The 6,234-nt window shown below is 72.7% G+C and carries 6 protein-coding genes and 1 pseudogene; 1 reads left to right on the top strand and 6 read right to left on the bottom strand.

Going from position 1 to position 6,234, the window contains the following annotated elements; all coding sequences use genetic code 11:
- The 6 genes and pseudogenes from GA0115240_RS21345 to GA0115240_RS21325 form a co-directional block, all read right to left on the bottom strand.
- A pseudogene (locus GA0115240_RS21345) lies at window positions 1–627 on the bottom strand (lysophospholipid acyltransferase family protein); the annotation flags it as partial.
- 221 nt (window positions 628–848) lie between these two features.
- Window positions 849–1,010, bottom strand: coding sequence for a hypothetical protein (locus tag GA0115240_RS37095; RefSeq protein ID WP_176725133.1), 162 nt, complete (start codon window positions 1,008–1,010; stop codon window positions 849–851).
- A 38-nt stretch (window positions 1,011–1,048) separates the two neighbouring features.
- On the bottom strand, window positions 1,049–2,005 hold the full coding sequence (locus tag GA0115240_RS21340) for a cytochrome c oxidase assembly protein (RefSeq protein ID WP_093738607.1): 957 nt from the start codon (window positions 2,003–2,005) through the stop codon (window positions 1,049–1,051).
- Between the two features lie 103 nt (window positions 2,006–2,108).
- Entirely contained in the window at window positions 2,109–3,134 is a 1,026-nt protein-coding gene (locus GA0115240_RS21335) for a 6-phosphofructokinase (protein WP_093738605.1), read from the bottom strand.
- A 279-nt stretch (window positions 3,135–3,413) separates the two neighbouring features.
- Window positions 3,414–4,142 carry a type 1 glutamine amidotransferase gene (locus GA0115240_RS21330; protein WP_093738603.1) on the bottom strand — a complete coding sequence of 243 codons (729 nt, stop codon included), beginning with the start codon at window positions 4,140–4,142 and terminating at the stop codon, window positions 3,414–3,416.
- An 84-nt stretch (window positions 4,143–4,226) separates the two neighbouring features.
- Window positions 4,227–5,465, bottom strand: a complete 1,239-nt coding sequence (locus tag GA0115240_RS21325) for a MurT ligase domain-containing protein (RefSeq protein ID WP_093738601.1) — start codon at window positions 5,463–5,465, stop codon at window positions 4,227–4,229.
- Between the two features lie 170 nt (window positions 5,466–5,635).
- Between GA0115240_RS21325 and def the strand changes: the two genes are divergently transcribed.
- Window positions 5,636–6,187, top strand: a complete 552-nt coding sequence (gene def / locus GA0115240_RS21320) for a peptide deformylase (protein ID WP_176725132.1) — start codon at window positions 5,636–5,638, stop codon at window positions 6,185–6,187.
- The last annotated feature ends 47 nt before the right edge of the window (window positions 6,188–6,234 follow it).

Genomic DNA, 6,234 nt, shown 5'->3' with positions numbered 1-6,234 from the left:
CCGGACAGCGCCAGCACCTCGTACATGATCTCGTCCGTCACTGTCCGCACCGCGTACCGCTCGCCCTCCAGTCCGGCGAACCGGCTGAAGTCCAGCGGCGCGCCGAAGCGGATGGTGACCCGGCCGAGCCGGGGGATCGTCCGCCCCGGCGGCTGGAGTTCGAAGGTGCCGACCATCGCGCACGGGATCACCGGCGCCCCCGACCGCAGCGCCATCACCGCCACCCCGGTCCGCCCCCCGGTAGAGCCGCCCGTCGTGCGACCGGGTGCCCTCCGGGTAGATCCCCAGCAGCTCACCGCGGCCCAGTACGCCGAGCGCCGCGTCGATGGCCGCGTGCGAGGCCTTGCCGCCGGACCGGTCCACCGGGATCTGGCCGATGCCGCGGAAGAAGGCCGCGGTCAGCCGCCCCTTGATGCCCGGCCCGGTGAAGTACTCCGCCTTGGCCAGGAAGGTGATCCGCCGGTGCAGGACCGTCGGCATCACGAAGTGGTCGGCGAAGGACAGGTGGTTGCCCGCGATGATGGCGGGGCCGCTGTCCGGGACATGGTCCAGGCCCTCGATCCGCGGCCGGAAGAACAGCCGCAGCAGCGGGCCCAGCAGCACGTACTTGAGCACCCGGTAGAACACCGCGACGTGCCTCCCTCGACCGGTTCGGTGACGCCCGGCTGCGCTGCCCGGTGCTCCGGTGCCACGGCAGAGTAGTGCCCCCGTACCCGCCGCGACCAGGGCTGTGGGGCAGCGCTCCGGCGAACGGGTGACCGAAGGGGCCCGGACGGTCGCCGACCCGCGCCCGGACCAGCGTCCCGGCCCGCGTCCGCGGCGACCCGCCGGCCGCCGGCGCGATCTCCTCAGCGCGGCACTTTCAGCGCCGCGACACCCGCCGTGCACAGGCCCAGCACCACCCAGCCCAGCCACAGCAGACCGCTCGATCCGATCGCCGCCGAGTAGCCGACCACCGCCACCAGGCACGCCACCGTGCACACCGCCATCGCCTTCACCGGTCCCGGCATCGCCCGCCCTTCCTCCGGCGCCGACCGCAGGACGTCGGTCAGCCGCGACCGCGCCCCTGCAAGGATGCCAAATAGGCGTTGTACGCGACGAGTTCGGCGTCCCCGTCGCGGTCCGCGGCCCGGTCCGAGCGGCGCGCCTGCCGCTGCTCGGAGGTGTACCACTGGAAGAGCAGCGCCACCAGCACGATGACCGACGGCACCTCGCTGAACGCCCAGGCGATACCGCCGGCCGACGTCTGGTCGTTCAGCGGATCCACCCCGAGCGAGGCCGGCGGATGCAGGAAGGTGGTGACCATCGGCTCGCTCGCCATCATCAACGCCACCCCGAAGAAGGCGTGGAACGGCATCCCCGCGAACAGCTCCAGCATGCGCATCACATAGCCCGGCCGGTGCGGCCCGGGATCGACGCCCATGATCGGCCAGAAGAACACCAGGCCCACCGCCAGGAAGTGCACCATCATCGCGATGTGCCCGGTCCTGGTGCTCATCAGCGTGTCGAACAGCGGCGTGAAGTACAGCCCGTACAGGCTCGCGATGAACAGCGGAATGGTGAACGCCGGGTGCGTGATGTACCGCATGTACCGGCTGTGCAGCAGCTTCACCAGCAGCTCGCGCGGCCCGATGTGCCCGCGCTCGGCAGCCGGCAGCGCCCGCAGCGCCAGCGTCACCGGAGCCCCGAGCAGCAGCAGGATCGGGGAGAGCATGCTGAGGATCATGTGCTGCACCATGTGCACGCTGAACATGACCATGCCGTAGTCGTTGAGCCGGGTGCACATCGTCACACCGACCGTCAGCACGCCGGTCACGAAGGCCGCGGTGCGGCCCACCGACCAGCGGTCGCCGCGCAGCCGCAGCCGCACCACCCCGAAGCCGTAGAGCGCCAGCAGCAGCAGACAGCCGATCAGGAAGAACGGATCGCCCCCGCTGAAGACCAGGCTCCGGCCGAGGGTGAACGGCGGCAGGTCCATCTGCATACCGTGCCCGCCGTGATCCATCTGTCACTCCTTCGACCGTTGTGCCCGCACCAGACTAGAACCGCCCCTGGCCGCGATTCCGGCCGGGGGCGGGCAGACACTCCGGGGACCGTCCACGGGACGGTCAGAGCACGCACTCCGCCTCGACATAGCGGTCGGCCGGCACCGTCTTGAGCTGCTCGACGGCCTCGGCCAGCGGCACCAGGGTGATGTCGGTGCCGCGCAGTGCCGTCATCATGCCGAACCGGCCGTTGTGCACCGCCTCCACGGCGTGCCAGCCGAAGCGGGTGGCGAGCACCCGGTCGTACGCGGTCGGGGTGCCACCGCGCTGCACATGGCCCAGGATCACCGGCCGGGCCTCCTTGCCGAGCCGCTCCTCCAGCTCCACCGAGAGCTGGTTGGCGACACCGCTGAAGCGCTCGTGGCCGTAGATGTCCTTGGCGCCGGATGTGAAGTCCATCGTCCCCGGGCGCGGCTTGGCGCCCTCGGACACCACCACGATCGCGAACTTCTTGCCCGCCTCGAAGCGCTCGCCGACCACCCGGGCCAGCTCCGCCACGTCGAACGGCCGCTCCGGCACCAGGATGGCGTGCGCGCCGGCCGCCATGCCCGAGTGCAGCGCGATCCAGCCGGTGTGCCGGCCCATGACCTCGACGATCAGTACCCGCTGGTGCGACTCGGCGGTGGTCTTCAGCCGGTCCAGCGCCTCGGTCGCCACGCCCACCGCGGTGTCGAAACCGAAGGTGACGTCGGTGGCGGTGATGTCGTTGTCGATGGTCTTGGGCACGCCGACTATGGGCAGGCCCGCGTCCGACAGCAGCCGGGCGGCCTTGAGGGTGCCCTCACCGCCGATCGGGATGATCGCGTCCAGACCGAGGTCCTGGACGTGGCCCTTCGCCGTCGCCACGCCGTCCCGCAGATGGGCCGGCTGGACGCGGGAGGAGCCGAGGATGGTGCCGCCGCGGGCCAGGATGCCGCTGACCGCGTCCAGATCCAGCTTGCGGTAGTCGCATTCGAGCAGGCCCTTCCAGCCGTCGTGGAAGCCGATGACCTCGTCACTGTGGTCCACCACGGCGCGGTGCACCACGGACCGGATGACGGCGTTCAGCCCGGGGCAGTCGCCGCCGCTGGTCAGCACACCAATACGCATTGCTCTCGCTACTCCCGCAACTCGACCGGACGGCCGGACCCCGTCGTCCGGATGGATCAGGGCAAGTTTAGCGATCCCCGGCGCGGGCCCTCCACGCCGACCGGACTGCGGACACCTGACGATTACCGGAACTCCGGGGAACGGTTTCGCAGCGTGACGGGGGCATGCCCAGGGCGGGGAGGCGCGGGGGACGCGAAGGACCGGGCGCGCGACCGGGCGCGGGGGACCGGCCGTGGAGCCGGCCCGGGCGGGGCCGTGGCGGCCGGGGTCAGGCCGGGGTCAGGCCGGCTGCACCGCCGCGGCGATCCGCTCCGCGCGCAGCGCCTCGTACCACTGGTCGTCGACCGGCGGCAGCGCGTTCACATCGAGGGCCAGCTTGATCAGCAGGTCGCCGATCTGCGGATTGCGGGCCATCACCGGTCCGTGCATGTACGTGCCGAACACCGTGTCGTTGAAGGCGCCCTCGGTGCCGTCGCCGGTGCCGTTGCCCTTGCCGACCCGCAGCCGGGCCAACGGGCGGGCGCTCGGGCCGAGATGGGTGATGCCCTGGTGGTTCTCGAAGCCGGTCAGCGGCGGCAGGCTCAGCCGCGGGTCGATGTCGGCCAGCACGTCGCCGACGCAGCGCTCGCCCTCGCCGCGGGTGCTCACCACGTCCAGCAGGCCGAGGCCCGGCTCCGGGCGGCCCAGGTCGTTGACGAACTCGTGGCCGAGGATCTGGTAGCCCGCGCACACCGAGAAGACGATCGCACCGTTGGCCACCGCGCGGCTCAGCCCGCCGTCGCGGCGCAGCCGCTCGGCCGCCAGGCGCTGCGGCCGGTCCTCGCCGCCGCCGATCAGGTAGATGTCGCCCGAGGTCGGCACCGGCTGGTCGGACCGCACGTCGACCCGGGTGACCGGCACCCGGCGCTGCAGCGCCCGCCGCTCCACCACCAGCGCGTTGCCCTGGTCGCCGTAGGTGCTCAGCAGGTCGGGGTAGACCCACACCAGGCGCAGGCTGGACTCACTCATGCGTGCTTCTCCTCGGGAGTCGGTGCCGGGCGCGGGCCGGGCTCACGGCGGACGCGGGCCGGCGCGGACCGGGCTCGTAGGGCTTCAGTTGCCGACGCGGCGGCGCAGATCCTGGAAGGCCGTGTAGTTGGCGATGGTCTCGATCCGGCCCTGCGGCGCCGACCGTACCGCCTCGTCCAGGTCGGCGCAGACCCGGAACTGCAGCCCGGCGACCTCCAGCCGTACCGCCAGGTCCATCTTGCGGTCGCCGATCACCATGATCGGGTGCCCGGCCAGCCGGGTGTAGTCCACGTCCCACAGCCAGGAGGTGTCGGTGCCGTCCGCGCCGCGGGCGTTCACCGAGAGGATGACCGGGGTCGGCGGACCGTCGATCAGCGAGAACGTCTCCAGCCAGCCGGCCGGGTTCTTCGCCAGCAGCAGCCGCAGTTCGCGCTGGCGGAAGGTCACCACGTCGTAGCGCCCGGCCACCGCCTGCACCTTGTACATCCGCTCCAGCGCGATCTTGGGGTCCACGCCGAACGCGGCGGCCGCGGCGGCGGACACCGCGGCGTTGGACTTGTTGGCGCGGCCCGGCAGCTGCAGGTGGATGGGCCAGGCCACCCCGTACGGATCCACCACGTGGTCGCCGGACAGCGCCCAGGTCGGGGTGGGGCGGCGGAAGCCGCACTCGCCGCAGAACCAGTCCTCGGACGGGCGCTGGAGCACGCCGCCGCAGGACGGGCAGGACCAGGCGTCGTCCTTCCACTCCTGGCCGGCCGCCACCCACACCACGGTCGGGCTCGAGGAGGCCGCCCAGGTGATCAGCGGGTCGTCGGCGTTGGCGATGATGATCGCCTCCGAGCCGGCCAGGCCCTCGCGCCACTTCTCGGCGAGCATCCGGGTCTCCGCGGCGCGGTCCAGCTGGTCGCGGGAGAGGTTGAGCAGCGCGATGGCCTTGGGGGCCACGTCCCTGGCCACGCCGGCCAGGTACTTCTCGTCGACCTCGATGACGCCGTAGCGGGCGTCGGAGCCGCCGGCCAGCGCGGAGGTGATGCCGGCTGGCATGTTCGCGCCCAGCGCGTTGGAGACCACCGGGCCGTTGGCGCGCAGCGCCTCGGCGAGCAGCCGGGTGGTGGTGGTCTTGCCGTTGGTGGCGGACACCAGCACCACGTCCAGGTGCCGGGCGAGCCTGGCCAGCAGGTCGGGGTCGAACCGCAGCGCCACCTTGCCGCCGATCACCGATCCGCTGCCCTTGCCCGCCGCGCGCGACACCGCCGCCGCGGCCTTGCCCGCCGTCACGGCCAGCTTGGCCCGCGGCGACAGCGGCTCCGAGTTGCCTGCCATCGTCTCTGTTCCTCCTCGACGTCCGGCCGCGCCGCTGCGCTTGCCGCGGCCGGTCCTCCACCCCTGCTCGCCGTCGCTGCGGTCGACAACTTCCGGTTGCGGCCCAGCCTATCGACTCCCCGCCCCGGGACCGCACCGCGCCGCCCCGATCGGCCCTTACTCTGTCCGGCATGCGATATGGCAGCATCCCCGGCAGTACCGGCGCCGTCCACCGGGTCCGGGTACTCGGCGACCGCGCGCTGCACGCGCCGTGCGCCGAGGTGGGCGAGTTCGGCGCCGGGCTGGTCCGGCTGGTGGAGGACATGTTCGCCACCATGTACGCGGCCGGCGGGGTGGGCCTGGCCGCCAACCAGATCGGCGTACCGCTGCGGGTGTTCGTCTACGACTGCCCGGACGACGAGGACCGCCGGCACTTGGGCCATCTGGTCAATCCCGGGCCGGTCCGGCTCGGCGGGGTCGCGGTCACCGGCGCCGAGGGCTGCCTGTCGCTGCCCGGCATCGAGTCGGGCACGCGGCGCAGCGACGAGGCCGTGGTGGCGGGCTTCGACATGTGGGGCGAGGCGGTCACGGTGTCCGGGACCGGGTTCTTCGCGCGCTGCCTGCAGCACGAGTGCGACCATCTGGACGGCACGGTCTTCACCGACCGCCTGCGCGGCCCGCGCCGGGCCCGCGCGCTGTGGTCGGCCCGCCGCGCGCCCTGGGCCGGCGCGGCGCGGACGTAGCGGCGCGGTCGTAGCGGCGCCGCGTCGTCCGTACCGGGGCGCCGGCC

This window comes from Streptomyces sp. DvalAA-14 (assembly GCF_900091855.1).
In the GTDB taxonomy this organism is placed as follows: Bacteria; Actinomycetota; Actinomycetes; order Streptomycetales; family Streptomycetaceae; genus Actinacidiphila.
The sequence above is the reverse complement of the archived record's forward strand: the minus strand, read 5'-3'. Positions and strand labels throughout refer to the sequence as shown.

Bases quoted from the DNA above. Each gene is read 5' to 3' on its own strand.
- def (WP_176725132.1), top strand. From the start codon at position 5,636: ATGCGATATGGCAGCATCCCCGGCAGTACCGGCGCCGTCCACCGGGTC.
- GA0115240_RS37095 (WP_176725133.1), bottom strand. From the start codon at position 1,010: ATGCCGGGACCGGTGAAGGCGATGGCGGTGTGCACGGTGGCGTGCCTG.
- GA0115240_RS21325 (WP_093738601.1), bottom strand. From the start codon at position 5,465: ATGGCAGGCAACTCGGAGCCGCTGTCGCCGCGGGCCAAGCTGGCCGTG.
- GA0115240_RS21335 (WP_093738605.1), bottom strand. From the start codon at position 3,134: ATGCGTATTGGTGTGCTGACCAGCGGCGGCGACTGCCCCGGGCTGAAC.
- GA0115240_RS21340 (WP_093738607.1), bottom strand. From the start codon at position 2,005: ATGGATCACGGCGGGCACGGTATGCAGATGGACCTGCCGCCGTTCACC.
- GA0115240_RS21330 (WP_093738603.1), bottom strand. From the start codon at position 4,142: ATGAGTGAGTCCAGCCTGCGCCTGGTGTGGGTCTACCCCGACCTGCTG.